Genomic DNA, 15,245 nt, shown 5'->3' on the forward strand with positions numbered 1-15,245 from the left:
AGACTATTTCTCGTTGCATTCCTCCGTAGCTCAATTGGCAGAGCATTCGACTGTTAATCGAAGGGTTACTGGTTCAAGTCCAGTCGGAGGAGCTCAAATAAAGAATCCGTATTCTCATCCGTGAGAATACGGATTCTTTTTTGCTTAAAAATCCGCTGTCGCAAGGCAACGATTCACGGGCGAAAATCCGATGGCTGCCTGGCATGGCCGCGGCGCCACGGTGAATCTACGCTGGTGACATGGAGTGGTTGTCGGCGTACGACTACGGCATCGCCCGTGAAATCCTGCAACGCGGGGTCGCGCTGATCTACCTCGTTGCCTTCATCTCGACCCTCAACCAGTTCCGGGCCCTGCTCGGCGAGCACGGGTTGCTTCCCGCGCCCCGGCTGCTGGGAGGACAGGGGGCCCGCGGTCCTTCGTTGTTCAGCCGGATCGGGTATTCGGACCGGAAACTTGTGGCCGTGTGTGCCGCCGGGATCGCCATCGCCGCGGTGCTGGTGGTTGGGCTTCCGCAAGCAGGGCCCCCGTGGCTGCCGCTGGCCGGCTTCCTGGCCCTGTGGGGCCTGTACATGTCGATCGTGAATGTGGGCCAGGTCTTCTACGGCTTCGGTTGGGAAATGCTGTTGCTCGAGGCGGGGTTCACCGTGGGCCTGCTCGGATCCCGTCAGGTCCCGCCACCGCAAACCATCCTGCTGCTGGTTGCCTGGCTGGTGTTCCGGCTGGAATTCGGTGCGGGCATGATCAAGTGGCGGGGGGACCCGGCCTGGAGGAACCTCACGGCCATGTACTACCACCACCAGACCCAGCCGATGCCGGGACCGTTCAGCAGATGGGCCCACCTGGCCCCGAAATGGTGGCACCGCTGTGAGGTGGTGGGCAACCACACTGCCCAGCTGGTGATCCCGTTCCTGCTCTTTGCGCCGCAGCCGATCGCTTCCATCGCGGCCGGCGTGGTCATTGGCACGCAACTGTGGCTGGTGGCCACCGGCAACTTCGCGTGGCTGAACTGGATCACCATCGTGCTGGCCTCCTGCCGGATCAGCGACCCGGTGCTGCGATGGCTCATGCCATGGCTGCCGGCCGGAACGGGCGCGCGTGCCGAGGCGCCAATCTGGTGGATCGTGCTCACGTTGGCCGGAACGCTGCTGCTGGCGGTGCTCTCCATTCCGGCGCTGCGCAACCTGTTCTCCTCCCGACAGCTGATGAATGCCTCCTTCAACCGATGGCAATTGGGTAACGCCTACGGGGCCTTTGGGTCGGTCACCCGGGAGCGGATCGAAGTGGTCATCGAGGGCACCGAAGACGAGTCGCCGGACGAAGCGAAATGGCTGGAGTACGGGTTCAAGGGCAAACCGGGGGATGTGTCCCGGCTCCCGCGCCAATTTGCCCCCTACCACCTGCGCCTGGATTGGATGATGTGGTTCCTGCCGCTGAACGGGCTGCACCAGCGCTGGTTCCATGTGTTGCTCACCAGGCTGTTGGAGGCCGACGCCCGGACCCTGGCGCTGTTGGGCCACGACCCGTTTGCCGGGAGGCCTCCGCGTTTCATCCGGGTGCTGGCCTACCGCTACCGTTTCGCCACGGCGGCCCAGCGCCGCGGGACCGGGGCCTACTGGGTGCGGGACGAGCGGGTGCTGGTGTTCGGTCCTCTCACCCTGCGATGAGCGTCCGCCACCGATGGTCCGGCCACATGGAAAATGGCAAAGGACGCAGGGTGCGTTTCCCCTCCCTCGGCGTGATCCGGTGGGGTGCCGGGCCGCGGGTCAGTAGGATGGGACAGTGGCTCATATCGACGTATCCGACATCCAGTACTTCCTCTCCGACGGCACGCAGCTGCTTGGCGGTGTCACCTTCAAGGTCACCGCGGGATCCAAGACCGCGCTCATCGGACCCAACGGCGCCGGCAAGACGACGCTTTTCAAGATCATCGCAGGCGACCTGAAAGCCGACGAGGGGGCAGTCAGCCGTTCCGGGGGCATGGGAATCATGCGCCAGTTCGTCGGGCAGGTCCGCGACGAATCGACCGTCCGAGACCTCCTGGTCTCCACCGCATCGGCAGACCTCGCCGCCGCCGCCAAGGCCGTGGACGAGACCGAAGCGTTGATGCTCGAGTCGGACGATGAAAAAGTCCAGATGCGCTACGCCCAGGCCATCATCGACTGGGGAGACGCCGGCGGCTACGAGCTGGAAACCGCCTGGGACAAGGTCTGCATGGCGGCCCTCGGCATTCCCTTCGACCGGGCCCAGTACCGACTTGCCTCGACGCTTTCGGGCGGCGAACAGAAGCGCCTGGTGCTCGAGGCGCTCTTCGAGGGCCCGGACGAGCTCCTGCTGCTCGACGAACCGGACAACTACCTCGACGTTCCCGGCAAGCGGTGGCTCGAGGCAACGCTTAACGAGTCCTCCAAGACGGTGTTCTTCATCAGCCACGACCGCGAACTGCTGAACAACGCCGCCACGCGCATCGTCACCCTGGAACCTGGGCTCTCCGGCGCCACCGCCTGGATCCACGGCGGAGCCTTCGGCTCCTACGTCGATGCGCGCCGCGAACGCAACGAACGCTTCGAGGAACTGCGCAAGCGCTGGGATGAAGAGCATGCCAAGCTCAAGGAGCTTGTGAACATGTACAAAAACAAGGCAGCCTTCCGCTCGGACATGGCCAACCGCTACCAGGCCGCGCAAACGCGCCTTGCCAAGTTCCTGGAGGTCGGCCCGCCCCAGGCCATTCCGCTGGAACAGAACGTGAACATGCGCCTGAAGGGCGGCCGCACGGCAAAGCGCGCGGTTGTTGCCGAAAAGCTTGAGCTGACCGGCCTGATGAAGCCGTTCAGCAACGAAATCTGGTTCGGCGACCGCGTGGCGATCCTCGGCTCCAACGGCTCGGGCAAGTCGCACTTCCTGCGGCTCCTGGCCGCCGGCGGAACCGATCCGGAGCGCGAGCACCTGCCCGTTTCCGATTTCGAGATCGCACCCGTGCCGCACACCGGCACCGTGAAGCTCGGCGCCCGCATCCGCCCGGGGTTCTTTGCCCAGACGCACAGCCGCCCCGACCTTTTTGGTCGCACGCTGCTGGACATCCTGCACCGCGGCGACGAGCACCGCTCGGGCCTGGCCCGCGAAGCTGCTTCCGGCGCGCTGGACAACTACGGATTGGCCGGCCAGGCCGAGCAAAAGTACGATTCCCTTTCCGGCGGCCAGCAGGCGCGTTTCCAGATTCTGCTCCTGCAGCTTTCCGGCGCCACGCTGCTGCTGCTCGACGAACCGACCGACAACCTCGACCTGCACTCGGGGGAGGCCCTGGAGCGCGCCATCGACGCCTTCGAGGGAACGGTGCTTGCGGTGACGCACGACCGCTGGTTCGCGAAGTCCTTCGACCGCTTCCTGGTCTTCGGCTCCGACGGCAAGGTCTACGAGTCGGCGGAACCCGTGTGGGACGAAAAGCGTGTTGAGCGGGCGCGGTAAAGCCCGCATCCACACCCGCACCGCACAACGCCCCGCCGGCTCCACGACCGAAAGCAAGACCAAAGTGAAATTGATTATCGACGCGCGGTTCACCCGGACCACGCACCACGACGGCATCAGCCGTTTCACCTCGTGCCTGATCGAAGAAACCGCAAAGATCGCCGACGTCACGATGCTCATCAACGACCCGGCGCAGCTGAAGCTGCTGCCGGATGTGCCGCACGTGTTGATCAATTCACCGCTTTCCCCCCTTGAGCCCTTCGTCGCCCGCAAGGTCAACAAGCTGGGCCCGGACGTGGTGTTCTCCCCGATGCAGACGATGGGCAGCATGGGCCGGAAGTACGGGCTCATCCTGACCCTGCACGACCTGATCTACTACGAACACCCCAAGGCCCCGGGCTTCCTGCCGCTGCCGGTGCGGATCGGCTGGTACCTGTTCCACCAGATGTACTGGCCGCAACGGATGCTGCTCAACCGTCCCGACGCCGTGGCAACGGTCAGCCAGACGACCAAGGACCTCATCAAGAAGCACAGGCTCTCGCGCAAGCCGGTGGAAATCGTTTCCAACGCGCCGGCACCCGGTGCGGTGCCCCGCGATGCGTCAGTGGATCCGGAGCCGACGCTCTTGTACATGGGCTCATTCATGCCATATAAGAACGTCGAAACGCTGATCCGGGCCATGGAATACCTGCCGGGTTTCTCCCTGCACCTGCTGAGCAACATCGCGCCGCAGCGCGAGGCCGAGCTCCAGGCCTTGGTTCCCCGGGGGAGCACCGTGGTGTTCCATCACGGCGTCACGGACGAGGAATACCAGGACCTGCTCAAGCGCACGACGGCCCTGGTGTCCTTGTCGCGGGCCGAGGGATACGGGCTGCCGCTGGTCGAAGCGATGAGCGTCGGAACTCCCGTGGTTGCCACCGACATGCCGATCTTCCGCGAGGTCGGCGCCGAGGCCATCTCTTATGTCGATCCCCAAAGCCCGAGGGACTTCGCCGCTGCCGTCGAGGAACTGGCGGCACCCGAGACCTGGCGCGCGGCATCCGCCGCCGCGCTGAAGCGCGCCGAGAGCTATTCGTGGCAGACCTCGGCCCGGCAGCTGCTGGAGCTGGCCGAATCGGTGCTGGAAAAGCGGAAGTAGCCGAAAGAGCGACTCCTCACCGGCCGGGCGGGGTGATCTTGGGCATGTCGAAACTGTCTGAATCGCCGCTGGCCAAGGGCGGATTTGGTCCCTCATGCTGGTGAGGGGAGAGCCACAGGCCCTCGTTTTTGCATTGCTCAAGAACTCTGATATTGTTTTACCTGCTTCCTTCCTCCGTAGCTCAATTGGCAGAGCATTCGACTGTTAATCGAAGGGTTACTGGTTCAAGTCCAGTCGGAGGAGCGCAAATAAGAAATCCCCGTCCTCATTCACGAGGACGGGGATTTCTTGTGTCTGGCCCATCTCATACCCTGGGTGTACCCCTTCCGGTTGAGTGGTTTGGGCACGTCCGAGTGATAGTTTGGTTTGAGTTGGCCGAGCCATGGCCACACGAAATGGAGACACCATGTCTGGAACGGAATCGACAGGTACGCAACAGCCGTACGTGTCTACGCCACGAACCATCAAGGGGCAGGTCGACGGACTGCGCCACCTGATTCCAAGCCAGCTGGCTGACGAGGCGCGCATTGCCGCGAATATCCTCAAATCAAAGGGCATCCATGTCGGCGTTGCGGCAGGTGCCGGCATCGTCGCCGTGGCACTGCTCGGCTTCGTGGTCATAGCCCTGGTGGTGGCCCTCATCCTGGGTCTCGGTACGGTGATGGCTCCATGGCTTGCAGCATTGGTGGTTGCGGCCGGATTCCTGGTCTTGGCACTGATCCTCGCCGGCTTTGCCGTTTGGCGGGTCAAGAGCACCATGCCGCTGGTTCCCGATGAAGCCATCCGTGGTTTCCGCCACGACCTCGGAATCATCAAGGACGGCAGCAGCTTCGATGTTTCGACCTTGGACGAACCGTTCTCGATGAAGAAGACGGACCAGGAAACCGCCGAGAAGAAGACCGCCGAGAAGAAGCCGAAGGCCGACAAGCTCACGCACGACGAACTGATCATCCGCACCCGTGAGCGCCGCGAGCAGATCGCCTTGCACCGCGATGGGCTGGGACAAAAGCTCGAGGTGCCGCTCCAAGTCAGCGAAAAGATTTCGGATGCCACCCACGCGGCTGGCGAGGGCATCACCAAGGCCGCCGCCCAAGCGCGCCACTTTGCCAACACGGCTTCGGAAAAACTGAACGACGGCGTGGAGGCCGCGACCGAAAAATTGGTCGAGTTCAGCGGACTTGAAGGGGAAAACGCCAAGGAAGCCCTGCGCGAACGTTGGCAGCCCCTGGCCGTCATGGCCGGCTCGATGGCCATGTTCTTCGTTTTCCTGCGTAAGCTCCTGCGCAAGTAGGCAGAACCCGGCCACCAGCGCCGGCCCGGCCCACCGGGCAACGACGGATGGGGAATCAACTGGGGATCAGGATCTAAGCGGCGGTTGTGAGGACAGCGGAACCGCCACCGGATATGAAAGAGGGGGAGAAGATGCGCATCATCGGTGCAGGTACACGAGACAACTTCGAGTATCGCGAACTCACCACCTTTTGGACGGTACCCAACGTCATTACCGTGCTGCGTTTCCTGCTTGTCCCGCTCTTTGTCTGGCAAACCGTAACGCTTCACTACGGGTGGGCCACGCTGACCCTTGTGGTCCTGGGAAGCAGCGATTGGATCGACGGGTACGCCGCCCGGAAGCTCGACCAGATTTCGACGGTCGGCAAGTGGCTTGATCCGGTCGCTGACAGGGTTGCGCTCATCGTCATAGCCAGCACCTTTGTGGCGACCAAGATCGCTCCCGCATGGCTTGTTTTCGCCATCGTGATTCCGGACATCATCCTGATCATCAACGCGCTGGTGCTTTTCAAGGGCAGCCCCAACCTGCCGGTGAGCAACCTGGGCAAGATCCGCACGGCACTCTTGCTGGCAGGTACGCCGCTGCTCTTGCTGGGCAACACCAACTGGGGCAGCAGTACCATCCTCGGACATATCTCGACGTGGATCCTGGCCTTGGCTTGCCTGCTCCACGTGATTGCGGCGGTGGGCTACTTCATCCAAGCCCGGCGGAAGGCCAAAGCGCTCAAGATGGGAACCGAATGGTCTGGCTAGCGGTCATGGCCGCCATTGCCGGGGCGTTCTTCCTGGCAATTGGCACCCAACGCCAGTCCAGCGCGGTTCGCGCCAGCGCCGGAGGGCTGAGCGTCAACGGTCTTGGCCTGCTGCGCCTGTTCAAGACCCCGCGTTGGGTCTTCGGCCTGGTATTGCTCGGCATCGGCATGAGCCTGAACGTCTACGCATTGGCAAGTGCACCGCTCACCGTCGTCCAGCCGATCGGGGCGATCGCCCTGGTGATCACCACCGTGGTGAACTCCCGCGAGCACGACATCAAGATGAACCGGCCGACAATCCTGGCCATCATTGCCTGCATGGCCGGCAGCATCGTCTTTGTCCTCCTGGCCATCCAGGTCACGGGCGAAGAGCATCAAATCACGAAACCGCAGGAAATGATTACGCTCCTGCTGCTGGCCGTGGTCGTGGCGTTCTTCGGCGGCATTGTGGCCTTCATGCCACACCGGACCAACGCCTTCTTCTACATCGTCGGCGCCGGCGTGCTCTTCGGATTCGTGGCGGTGCTGGTGCGCACGATTTCCGTGTCGCTGCTGAACCCCAACGGGCTCTTCCTGGCCAACGTTTCCTGGTATGCCGTGGTCGGCGTGGTCGTGGCCGGGCTACTGGGCTCGTACTTTGTGCAGAACGCATACTCGAAGGGGCCGCCGGACCTGGTGGTTGCCGGGTTGACGGTCATCGATCCGATGGTCGGCATCGGGATCGGCATCGGCATTTTTGGTGAGTTGGATCCTAATGTCCAGCCGTCGGTGGCGTTAGGCATGGTCGGGGCCGGATGCGTTGCTATCGTAGGTGTGATTCTCCTGTCGAGGCACCACCCCGACGTGCTCGAACGCAAGGCCGAGTCCAAGCGCCGATTGAAGATTTCGGAAAGAAACTAGACCTTCAAACCATCCTGCAACACGCGAGATAAGACATTGCAACGACAACCGTGGCCGCCAAGCGGCCGCGTCGAGGAGTGAAACACCCCTGTGACGGGCGAGAAACCTTTGAAAATTGTGATTGCGGCGGACACCTATCCACCGGATGTAAACGGCGCCGCGGTCTTTTGCTACCGTCTGGCCACGGCCATGACCGAACGTGGACACGAGGTCCACATCATGGCCACTCGACCCGAAAAAGGCCCCACGATCACGGAGAAGCGGCCGGAGGCGACAGTGCACCGGTTGCGTTCGCACTCGGTTCCCACGCACGAGTACTTCCGAGTCTGCCTTCCCTGGGAAATCAACCCGGAAATCAAGAAGCTGATCGACGAGATCAAGCCCGATGTCGTGCACGCACAGTGCCACTACATGATTGGCCAGGGCGTCTTGTCCGTCGCCGGCAAGCGCGGAATCCGGATGGTTGCCACAAACCACTTCATGCCGGAAAACCTTGACCCGTTCCTGCCTTTCCCCCAGTGGTTCAAGCGGATCATTGCCACAAATTCCTGGCGTGACATGGGCAAGATCATGGGTAAGGCCAACGTTGTCACCACCCCGACTCCGCTTGCGGCGCGGGCAATGCGTGATTACGCCCGGCTTGAGAATGTGCTGCCCCTGTCCAACGGCATCGATTCGAGCAACTATGAGTTGGCCGACGGCGAGATCATCGAGCGCAATCCCTACCCGACCATCCTCTTTGCGGGACGCCTTGCGGTGGAAAAGAACGTCAACGAAATCATCGAGGCACTGAGCCTCATGAAGACGGTGCCCGATGCGCACCTGGAGGTCGTGGGCGACGGCGAGCAACGAACCTACCTGGCAAAGCTTGCCAAGGAAAAAGGCGTGGAATCCCGAGTCCGGTTGCTGGGGCATGTGGACGACGCGGAACTCCGCGCCTCCTACCTGAGAGCGGACGTGTTCTGCCAGCCCGGTACCGCTGAATTGCAGTCGCTGGTGACGCTGGAAGCGCTGTCCGCATCCAGGCCGGTGGTGCTGGCCAACGCCATGGCACTGCCGCACTTGGTGGACAACGGGGTCAACGGATACCTTTTCGAACCCGGAAACCGCGAAGACCTGGCAAACAAGTTGGACGCAATACTGGCCATGAGCCCGGCGGATCGGGCAATCATGGGAGAAGCGGGACACGCCAAGGCGGCGAAGCACAGCCACGTCAAGACCATGGACACCTTTGAGGCTCTTTACCGCGGTGCTCCGGCCGAAGATTTCTTGCGCTGATCCCCGCCTCCCAGGCGCGGATGTTCGCGATGTGAAAACATCGGCAAGAATCCATTAGGATGATTTTGGATGTTTTCGTTTAGCCCCTCCGGGGGAAAACCAACGGATTCATCCCAGTCATGGGGCGGTAGCTCAGTTGGTTAGAGCAGAGGACTCATAATCCTTTTGTCGTGGGTTCAAGCCCCACCCGCCCTACAGGACGCTGAACGCCCTGGACAATTCCCGCATCGAACCGGATTGTCCAGGGCGTTTTTGGTTCCCGCTGCGGGTCCCTGCCATGGAGCCGCGTCATCCGGGATCCTGCTTCGGCAACAGGACGGACGGGCGCGTGTCGCGAATGGTCAGCAGCGGGTCAATGTATTCCTCGAACAAGCGCAACCCCCAGTGCATGCACAGCCTGTTGCAGTGGGAGCCCGTGCCGACGATCCCGATTTCGTCCCCCGTGGTGACGAGGGCCCCGACTCCGAGGCTGCTGCGCACGGGCTCGAAGCTGGACCGGAGTCCCGCCCCGTGGTCGATCACGATCACCGGCCGGTCAACGACGACCCCCACGAATGAAACGATGCCACCGACCGGCGCCAGCACCGCGGCTCCGGGGTCCGCACCCAAATCGGCGCCGCGATGGCCGCTGAGCCAGCGTTGGGCCGGTGGGTCGAAGGCACGCACGACTTTCGGGACCGGGGCCAGCGGCCACGACCATCCGCTTGTTCCGTCCCCATGGCGGAGCGCCGTGGGGACCTGCCGCAGCGGAGCGCCGACGACACCAAAAAGTAGCGAGGCCCCGAGCAGTCCGCACGCCGCCGTAGAAATGACTTTCATGGCATCGAGCATGTGCCACCAGCGAACAATTGCACCCGGACGAAGCACGGGCGGGGGAGTGCCTCGGTGTGATGCATTTACCTGCGGGCTGTGCGGAGCAGTCCAGATGGGCGCCCCCGGCTGTAGTACACTGGAACACGCGGTTCTGTGTGCCCTCAAGACCATTTGGTCTCACGGGGTCCACGAAGCCGACTTCGCGCATGAGACATCCACAGATGAACCGCCTTCCGGGTGGTGAATCGTGCTGGGCGCTCGGCTCCACGGTCCGACTCGCGTCGGTAGGGGCCATTGCGGGCCGAATACTCGGCCTGTTCATGCCAGGGGTCACATCCAAATCCGGATGCGCACCATCAACCGATATCTAAGGCAGTTACCGCGGTCCAGCGATGGATCGGCCAGCTACTGCCGGAAGGAGTTGCGACATGCCAGTCGTAACCATGCGCCAGCTGCTCGACAGCGGCGTTCACTTTGGACACCAGACCCGTCGCTGGAACCCGAAGATGAAGCGATTCATCTTCACCGAGCGCAACGGCATCTACATCATTGACTTGCAGCAGTCGCTGTCCTACATCGACCGCGCCTACGAGTTCGTCAAGCAGACCGTTGCCCACGGCGGCACCGTTCTGTTCGTTGGCACCAAGAAGCAGGCTCAGGAAGCAATTTCGGAGCAGGCTACCCGCGTTGGCCAGCCTTTCGTCAACCAGCGCTGGCTCGGTGGCATGCTCACCAACTTCCAGACCGTTTCCAAGCGCATCTCGCGCATGAAGGAACTGGAAGAGATCAACTTCGAGGATGTTGCCGGTTCGGGCCACACCAAGAAGGAACTGCTGCTTCTCAAGCGCGAGCTGACCAAGCTTCAGACCAACCTTGGCGGTATCCGCAACCTGACGAAGACCCCTTCGGTCCTCTGGGTTGTTGACACCAAGAAGGAGCACCTGGCCATCGATGAGGCACGCAAGCTGGGTATCCCGGTTGTCGCCATCCTCGACACCAACTGCGATCCGGATGAAGTTCAGTTCCCGATCCCGGGCAACGACGACGCCATCCGCTCCGTCAACCTGCTCACCCGCGTTGTTGCCGACGCCGTTGCTGCTGGCCTGATCGCCCGCAACAACAAGGCTGCAGGCAACACCGAAGCTCCGGCCGAACCGCTGGCCGAGTGGGAGCGCGAACTGCTCGAGGCCGGCAAGGCCGAGGCTCCGGTTGCTGAAGAAGCTCCGGCTGCTGAAGCTGCTCCGGCAGCCGAAGAAGCGCCTGCCGCTTCCGCCGAGTAGTCACCAAAAACAAAATCCGGGTGTGGATCTCCTGATCGGTGATCCACACCCGGAAAAACCGTAGGACGGGCCTGAAGCGGCCCGTCCTTCGGCGAAAAAGCTCAAAAACCACTTATGAATGGGGTTGCACGTGGCAAACTACACCGCTGCTGACATTAAGGCTCTGCGCGAGCGCACCGGCGCTGGCATGATGGACGTCAAGAAGGCTCTCGACGAGGCCAACGGCGACGCCGAGAAGGCCATGGAGCTCATCCGCATCAAGGGCCTGAAGGGCGCTACCAAGCGCGAAGGTCGCTCGACCTCGGAAGGCCTCATTGCCGCCAAGGTCATCGACGGCACCGTTGGTGTCATGATCGAGCTGAGCTGCGAGACCGACTTCGTTGCAAAGAACGACAAGTTCATCGCCCTGGCCGCCAAGGTCTTGGACGTTGCAGTTTCCTCTGCAGCAGCCGACCTGGAAACCCTTCTGGCCGTCGACGTTGAGGGCAAGACCCTTGCCGACGTCGTCACCGAAGAGGGCGCAGTACTGGGCGAAAAGGTTATCGTCCGCAAGCTGTCCCGTGTTGAAGGTGCATCGGTTGATGCCTACCTGCACAAGACCTCCAAGGATCTTCCGGCACAGGTTGGTGTTCTCGTTGCAGTGGACGGCGCCGGCGAAGCCGCAGCCACCGTTGCACACGACGTTGCAGTGCACACCGCTGCAATGGCACCGACCGTGCTTTCCCGCGACGACATCGACGCCGAAATCGTCGAGTCCGAGCGCCGCATCGCCATGGAGACCGCAGTCGCCGAAGGCAAGCCGGAAGCTGCACTGCCGAAGATCGTTGAAGGACGCCTGACCGGCTTCTTCAAGGAGCAGGTTCTGGTCGACCAGGCATTCGCCAAGGACGCCAAGAAGACCGTTGGTAAGGTGCTTGAGGAAGCCGGCGTAGCCGCTACCGCCTTCGCACGTTTCCGCGTAGGCTCCTAACTAAGTACACCGGCCGGGTCAACGCACGTTAGACCTTGCCAACCAAGGTAAAGGGGGTGGCCACCATCTGGTGGCCGCCCCTTTTCCCTGCCAGCCAAGGGGCACATCCGTAGGTGTGTCCCAAGTAAACGCATCAATGCGGGCGACGCTGACCCGCAAGCAGGAGGAACACCCATGGACGCAACACTCGAGCAAAACGAAACCAGCACCCCGACCCGTCGTCGGCGCGTATTGCTGAAGCTTTCCGGCGAAGTTTTCGGCGGAGGCAAGCTCGGTGTTGACCCGGTCACCGTGCGCGGCATCGCCGAGCAGATCGCTGCAACCGTCGGCAAGGTCGAGGTCGCAATCGTCGTCGGCGGCGGCAACTTCTTCCGCGGCGCCGAGCTTTCGGCATCCGGCATGGACCGCTCCCGCGCTGACTACATGGGCATGCTCGGCACCGTCATGAACTGCCTGGCCCTGCAGGACTTCCTCGAGCAGGCCGGCGTCGACACCCGCGTGCAGTCCGCCATCTCCATGGCCCAGGTCGCCGAGACCTACATCCCGCGCCGCGCCATCCGCCACATGGAAAAGAACCGCGTGGTCATCTTCGGCGCAGGCGCAGGCCTTCCATACTTCTCCACCGACACGGTTGCCGCCCAGCGCGCCCTCGAGGTCGACGCCGACGTGGTGCTGATGGCCAAGAGCGGTGTTGACGGCGTCTACACCGCCGACCCGAAGACGGACCCGACCGCCACCAAGCTTGAGCACCTCACCTACGAGGAGGCGCTGATCAAGGACATTCGCGTGATGGACCAGACCGCAATGACCATGTGCAAGGACAACAACCTGGAAATGATGGTCTTCGGCATGGAGGGCGACGGAAACGTGACCCGTGCCATCCTCGGAGAAAAGATCGGCACCCGCGTCACCATCTAGTGCCCGCCGGGATCTCCCGGCGTGACATAGGATTGTTCACAAGCCAAGAAATTACCGGTCACCGTACACAAGCTGGCCGAACTCAAAGGAGTAGAACGTGATTGAGGATATCCTCGTCGAGGCAGCCGACAAGATGGACAGCACCATCGAAAACGCGAAGGAAGACTTCTCCGCGATCCGCACCGGCCGCGCCCACCCGGGCATGTACGCCAAGGTCATGGTGGACTACTACGGTTCCCCGACCCCGCTGCAGCAGCTGGCTTCCTTCGCCACCCCTGATGCCCGCACCATCCTGATCACCCCCTACGACGTGACCGCCCTGCGCGAAATCGAGAAGGCCCTGGGCGATTCCGAGGTTGGAGCCAACCCGTCGAACGACGGCAAGACCATCCGCGTGATCATGCCGGTGTTGACCGAGGAACGTCGCAAGGAATACGTCAAGGTCGTTCGCGGTAAGGGCGAAGACGCCAAGGTCGCACTGCGCAACCTGCGCCGCAAGGCAAAGGACGGCATCGACAAGCTGGTCAAGGACGGCGAAGTTGGCGAGGACGACGGCGCTCGTGCCGAAAAGGAACTCGACGCACTGACCAAGTCGCACACCGACAGCATCGATGATTTGCTTAAGCGCAAGGAAACCGAGCTGCTGGAAGTCTAATGTCCAATCCCACCGAGCCGAGCGAAGGAACCTCCGGGGCCCTTCCGGAGCCTTCGCCGGAAACCGGCGGGCTTGAACCTGTGACCCGACGTTCCGCGAGCGCCAAACGAGTCAAGGGGTCCAAAGCTGGGCGCGATCTACCCGCGGCGATTGCCGTGGGCCTGATTCTTCTGGCTTTGGTCCTCACAGGCCTGTTCTGGTTGCCGGTTGCCTTCGTTGCGACCGTCGCCGCCTTCGCGGGCATTGGCTGCTGGGAAATTTCCCGGGCCTTGGACCACGCCGGGGTCCATACGCCCTTGGTGCCGCTGGCAGTTGCGAGCCTTTCGCTGCCGTTCGCGGCATACTACGGGGGGCTGGAAGCTCTGAGTTTGGCCTTCGCGGCCAGCGCGCTCCTGGTCTTCCTATGGCGGATCTTCGAGGGGCCAGCAAAATCGGTGGCTTCGGTCATGACCGGAATCCTGGTTCTGGTCTGGGTGCCGTTGTTGCTGAGCTTCGCGGTCCTGGTCTTCAACGAAGACAAGGGCTACCTGAAGGTAACGACGGTCCTGTTGCTGGTTGTCTCCAATGACACCTTCGGGTATCTGGTTGGCGTGCTCTTCGGAAAACACCCCATGGCCCCGAAAATCAGTCCCAAGAAGTCTTGGGAAGGATTTGCCGGGTCGGTGGGTGGAGCGACGATCGTCGGGATACTGGCATCGGTCTTCCTGCTTGGCATGCCGTGGTGGATGGGCATTCCGCTGGCAGTCGCCACTGTGGCCGCATCAACCGCCGGTGACCTTGCGGAATCCATGGTCAAGCGGGAACTCGGCATCAAGGACATGAGCAATATCCTGCCGGGGCACGGCGGGGTGATGGACAGGCTCGATTCCGTGGTCTTCGCCATCCCGGTCGCATACGTCCTGGGCATTTTCCTCATGCCCGGTGTGCTGTAAGCGCCGGCGCCAAAGAATCCCTAGAATGTAATGAGGGGTGCGGGCAGGAAGCCTTCGGACTTCGTTGCCTGTACGCCCAGCCCAAGCACCGAAGTGCCGGTCGATTCCGGCACGCATTATCAAGATCAAGGAAAGCATTGTGAGTCAGGACAAGGCACAGCCGGCCCCCGCCCCATTTGAGCATGTGGCGGAGAAAGAGTTCGGTTACAACACCAAACAGGTGGATGTGTTCCTCGCCCGCGCCCGCGCCACCTTCAACGGCGATGGGGACGACGATTCGATCGTCACCAGCCACATGGTTCGGCGGACGGTTTTCCCGGCCCAGCGCGGCGGCTACAGTGCCCGCGAGGTTGATGCGGCGCTCGATCGTCTCGAGGACGTGTTCGCCCAGCGTGAGCGCGATGCCCTGATCCAGACCAATGGCGAGGACGCCTGGCTGCAGCAGGTCGGCCGGCTTTCGGCGATCCTCCGCGGCCGCCTGCACCGCAGTCCGGGGGAGCGCTTCCGCCGCCCGTCGCGGGCGAATGCCTCCAGCTACAACGTCCAGGACGTGGACATGCTCTGCTCCCAGCTCATCGACTACTTTGAGAAGGACGTCCCGATGAGCGTCGACGCGGTGCGCCGCGCGGAATTCCGCCGTGCCGAGGGCGACAACGGTTACGAGGAATCCCAGGTGGATGCGTTTCTGGACCGGGTCGTGGAACTCATGGCCTCGATCGACTAGCTTGAACCTGTTTCACTGAAAACGCCAGGACCCCGGATCGGGTCCTGGCGTTTTCTGGTTTCGGGTGTCTGGCCGCTTTCGGCCCACGCGAGCCTGCCGTTGGCCCCGGCAGAACACCGGCGAAGGATCCCGC

The 15,245-nt window shown here is 62.5% G+C and carries 14 protein-coding genes and 3 tRNA genes; 16 read left to right on the forward strand and 1 reads right to left on the reverse strand.

Features of this window, described 5'->3' with window-relative positions; all coding sequences use genetic code 11:
- The first annotated feature begins 19 nt into the window (after positions 1–19).
- The 10 genes from ACFY5D_RS18265 (at position 20) to ACFY5D_RS18310 (ending at position 9,015) form a co-directional block, all read left to right on the forward strand.
- A tRNA-Asn gene (locus tag ACFY5D_RS18265) sits at positions 20–92 on the forward strand.
- Between the two features lie 147 nt (positions 93–239).
- Complete coding sequence (locus ACFY5D_RS18270; protein WP_387533165.1) at positions 240–1,664, forward strand: lipase maturation factor family protein; 1,425 nt, start codon at positions 240–242, stop codon at positions 1,662–1,664.
- A gap of 115 nt (positions 1,665–1,779) precedes the next feature.
- Positions 1,780–3,462, forward strand: a complete 1,683-nt coding sequence (locus ACFY5D_RS18275) for an ABC-F family ATP-binding cassette domain-containing protein (protein ID WP_387533168.1) — start codon at positions 1,780–1,782, stop codon at positions 3,460–3,462.
- Positions 3,463–3,526: 64 nt separating this feature from the next.
- Positions 3,527–4,600 (forward strand): glycosyltransferase family 4 protein, encoded by a 1,074-nt coding sequence (locus ACFY5D_RS18280; RefSeq protein WP_387533169.1) that lies wholly within the window; start codon positions 3,527–3,529, stop codon positions 4,598–4,600.
- Positions 4,601–4,770: 170 nt separating this feature from the next.
- Positions 4,771–4,843 (forward strand) — tRNA-Asn (locus ACFY5D_RS18285).
- A gap of 202 nt (positions 4,844–5,045) precedes the next feature.
- Positions 5,046–5,891 carry a phage holin family protein gene (locus ACFY5D_RS18290; RefSeq protein WP_387533172.1) on the forward strand — a complete coding sequence of 282 codons (846 nt, stop codon included), beginning with the start codon at positions 5,046–5,048 and terminating at the stop codon, positions 5,889–5,891.
- A 113-nt stretch (positions 5,892–6,004) separates the two neighbouring features.
- The gene (locus ACFY5D_RS18295) at positions 6,005–6,643 is read left to right on the forward strand and encodes a CDP-alcohol phosphatidyltransferase family protein (RefSeq protein WP_387533175.1); all 639 of its coding nucleotides are present in this window, start codon (positions 6,005–6,007) and stop codon (positions 6,641–6,643) included.
- A complete protein-coding gene (locus tag ACFY5D_RS18300; protein WP_387533177.1) occupies positions 6,631–7,542 on the forward strand; it encodes a DMT family transporter in 912 nt (303 codons plus the stop codon). Before ACFY5D_RS18295 ends, ACFY5D_RS18300 begins: the two co-directional genes overlap by 13 nt.
- A 90-nt stretch (positions 7,543–7,632) precedes the next feature.
- Positions 7,633–8,820: a glycosyltransferase gene (locus ACFY5D_RS18305; RefSeq protein ID WP_387533180.1), complete on the forward strand. Its 1,188-nt coding sequence runs from the start codon at positions 7,633–7,635 to the stop codon at positions 8,818–8,820.
- Positions 8,821–8,941: 121 nt separating this feature from the next.
- Positions 8,942–9,015, forward strand: a tRNA-Ile gene (locus ACFY5D_RS18310).
- A gap of 93 nt (positions 9,016–9,108) precedes the next feature.
- On the opposite strand, the gene ACFY5D_RS18315 is transcribed toward ACFY5D_RS18310, so the two are convergent.
- Positions 9,109–9,639: a M23 family metallopeptidase gene (locus ACFY5D_RS18315; protein WP_387533183.1), complete on the reverse strand. Its 531-nt coding sequence runs from the start codon at positions 9,637–9,639 to the stop codon at positions 9,109–9,111.
- A 422-nt stretch (positions 9,640–10,061) separates the two neighbouring features.
- Here ACFY5D_RS18315 and rpsB point away from each other — a divergent pair, with 422 nt between their 5' ends.
- The 6 genes from rpsB (at position 10,062) to ACFY5D_RS18345 (ending at position 15,112) form a co-directional block, all read left to right on the forward strand.
- Complete coding sequence (rpsB, locus tag ACFY5D_RS18320; protein WP_387533186.1) at positions 10,062–10,913, forward strand: 30S ribosomal protein S2; 852 nt, start codon at positions 10,062–10,064, stop codon at positions 10,911–10,913.
- Between the two features lie 130 nt (positions 10,914–11,043).
- Positions 11,044–11,883, forward strand: a complete 840-nt coding sequence (gene tsf / locus ACFY5D_RS18325; protein WP_387533188.1) for a translation elongation factor Ts — start codon at positions 11,044–11,046, stop codon at positions 11,881–11,883.
- Between the two features lie 174 nt (positions 11,884–12,057).
- The gene (gene pyrH, locus ACFY5D_RS18330) at positions 12,058–12,801 is read left to right on the forward strand and encodes a UMP kinase (protein ID WP_387533191.1); all 744 of its coding nucleotides are present in this window, start codon (positions 12,058–12,060) and stop codon (positions 12,799–12,801) included.
- Positions 12,802–12,898: 97 nt separating this feature from the next.
- Positions 12,899–13,456, forward strand: a complete 558-nt coding sequence (gene frr, locus ACFY5D_RS18335) for a ribosome recycling factor (protein WP_209995866.1) — start codon at positions 12,899–12,901, stop codon at positions 13,454–13,456.
- A complete protein-coding gene (locus ACFY5D_RS18340) occupies positions 13,456–14,388 on the forward strand; it encodes a phosphatidate cytidylyltransferase (protein WP_387533194.1) in 933 nt (310 codons plus the stop codon). Before frr ends, ACFY5D_RS18340 begins: the two co-directional genes overlap by 1 nt.
- A gap of 139 nt (positions 14,389–14,527) precedes the next feature.
- Positions 14,528–15,112 carry a DivIVA domain-containing protein gene (locus ACFY5D_RS18345; protein ID WP_387533197.1) on the forward strand — a complete coding sequence of 195 codons (585 nt, stop codon included), beginning with the start codon at positions 14,528–14,530 and terminating at the stop codon, positions 15,110–15,112.
- Positions 15,113–15,245: the final 133 nt, after the last annotated feature.

Source organism: Paeniglutamicibacter sp. NPDC012692 (assembly GCF_042901625.1).
In the GTDB taxonomy this organism is placed as follows: domain Bacteria; phylum Actinomycetota; class Actinomycetes; order Actinomycetales; family Micrococcaceae; genus Paeniglutamicibacter.

Bases quoted from the DNA above. Each gene is read 5' to 3' on its own strand.
- ACFY5D_RS18295 (WP_387533175.1), top strand. From the start codon at position 6,005: ATGAAAGAGGGGGAGAAGATGCGCATCATCGGTGCAGGTACACGAGAC.
- ACFY5D_RS18315 (WP_387533183.1), bottom strand. From the start codon at position 9,639: ATGAAAGTCATTTCTACGGCGGCGTGCGGACTGCTCGGGGCCTCGCTA.
- rpsB (WP_387533186.1), top strand. From the start codon at position 10,062: ATGCCAGTCGTAACCATGCGCCAGCTGCTCGACAGCGGCGTTCACTTT.
- ACFY5D_RS18340 (WP_387533194.1), top strand. From the start codon at position 13,456: ATGTCCAATCCCACCGAGCCGAGCGAAGGAACCTCCGGGGCCCTTCCG.
- ACFY5D_RS18270 (WP_387533165.1), top strand. From the start codon at position 240: ATGGAGTGGTTGTCGGCGTACGACTACGGCATCGCCCGTGAAATCCTG.
- pyrH (WP_387533191.1), top strand. From the start codon at position 12,058: ATGGACGCAACACTCGAGCAAAACGAAACCAGCACCCCGACCCGTCGT.
- ACFY5D_RS18300 (WP_387533177.1), top strand. From the start codon at position 6,631: ATGGTCTGGCTAGCGGTCATGGCCGCCATTGCCGGGGCGTTCTTCCTG.